The organism is Mesorhizobium sp. M5C.F.Ca.IN.020.32.2.1, assembly GCF_004023105.1.
Lineage (GTDB): Bacteria > Pseudomonadota > Alphaproteobacteria > Rhizobiales > Rhizobiaceae > Mesorhizobium > Mesorhizobium wenxiniae.
The window spans coordinates 1-1534 of sequence record NZ_RZSX01001179.1; the positions used below are offsets into that span (position 1 = coordinate 1).

Annotated in this window: 2 protein-coding genes; both read left to right on the forward strand. The window is 66.0% G+C overall.

The window, feature by feature from the left end:
* Positions 1 to 769: Ppx/GppA phosphatase family protein (locus EOA86_RS34120; protein ID WP_164892302.1), on the forward strand; the 769-nt coding region annotated here is incomplete at its 5' end.
* Positions 766 to 1461 (forward strand): RlmE family RNA methyltransferase, encoded by a 696-nt coding sequence (locus EOA86_RS34125; RefSeq protein ID WP_065008018.1) that lies wholly within the window; start codon positions 766 to 768, stop codon positions 1459 to 1461. The genes EOA86_RS34120 and EOA86_RS34125, both read left to right, overlap by 4 nt.
* The last annotated feature ends 73 nt before the right edge of the window (positions 1462 to 1534 follow it).

Here is a 1534-nt window from a genome sequence, read left to right on the forward strand (position 1 = left end):
GCTGATCGCCACCGAAGCCTGCCGTACTGCCGCGAACGGCGCCGAGTTCCTCGACCGCGTCGAGCGCGAGGCCGGCCTGAAGCTCGAGATCATCGACCGCCAGACCGAGGCGCGGCTGGCGGTGTCGGGCTGCGGCTCGCTGGTCGACCGCGACACGCAAGGCGTCGTCCTGTTCGACATCGGCGGCGGCTCCTCGGAAATCGCGCTGATCGACCTCACCGGCCACCGCTCGCCGAGGCTCGCCAACCATATCGTCTCCTGGACGTCGCTGCCGGTCGGCGTGGTTTCGCTGGCCGAGCGCTTCGGCGGCCGCACCGTCACCCGCGAGGTTTTCGCCGCCATGGTCGAAGATGTGGCTGTGCGCCTGCATGCCTTCGATGGCCGCGACCGGCTCAGCCATGTGCTCGCCAGCCCGAAATTTCATTTGCTCGGCACCTCGGGCACGGTGACGACGCTGGCCGGCGTCCACCTTGACCTGGAACGCTACGACCGCCGCCGGGTCGACGGGCTGTGGATGGACCGCGACAGCGTCGACCGCATGGTCGAGAAGCTGGTCGGCTGGGATTTCCAGCAGCGCGTCGCCAACCCTTGCATCGGCGCCGATCGCGCCGATCTGGTGCTGGCCGGCTGCGCCATCCTGGAAGCGATCCGCGCGGTGTGGCCGTCGGAGCGGCTGCGTGTCGCCGATCGCGGCCTGCGCGAGGGCATATTGAGCGAATTGATGGCCGACGACGGCGTCTGGCGCAGCAATGGGCGTGATAGGCGATGACCAAGAAGCCGGAAAAACCAGGCTCAGCCGGCATTCGCGTGCTGAAGACGCGGATCAAGAAGAAGAGCGGCCTGAAGGAATCGTCGCGCCGCTGGCTGCAGCGCCACATCAACGATCCCTATGTCCAACGCTCCAAGGCCGACGGCTACCGCTCGCGCGCGGCCTACAAGCTGATCGAGATCGACGACAAGCACCATCTGCTCAAGCCCGGCATGAAGGTCATCGACCTTGGTGCGGCACCCGGCGGCTGGTGCCAGGTCGCCGCCGCGCGGACCAAATCGACGGCCGAACACCCGCATGTCGTCGGCATCGACTATCTGGAGATGGACGCGGTGCCCGGCGCGCCGGTGCTGTTGATGGATTTCCTCGACCCGCAGGCGCCGGAAAAGCTCGCCGAAACGCTCGGTGGCCAACCGGACATCGTTTTGTCCGACATGGCGGCGCCGACGACCGGCCACCGCCGGACCGATCACATCCGCACAATGTATCTGTGCGAGGTGGCGGCTGATTTCGCCCTTTCGGTGTTGAAGCCGGGCGGCCATTTCCTTGCCAAGACGTTTCAGGGCGGCGCCGAGAACGAATTGCTCGCCAGGCTCAAGCAGAATTTCCGCTCGGTCCATCACGTCAAGCCGCCGGCCTCGCGGGACGAGTCGGTCGAGCTTTATCTGCTGGCGAAGGATTTTAAGGGGTGAGAAGCGGTCCGCGTTAGCGGACGAAAAGCCAATTGCTTGGCTTTTCGAGCTTCGAACGCCCTGAGCCTGCGAA

Excerpts from the sequence above, each read along its gene's own strand:
- EOA86_RS34125 (WP_065008018.1), top strand. The coding sequence starts at position 766 with ATGACCAAGAAGCCGGAAAAACCAGGCTCAGCCGGCATTCGCGTGCTG.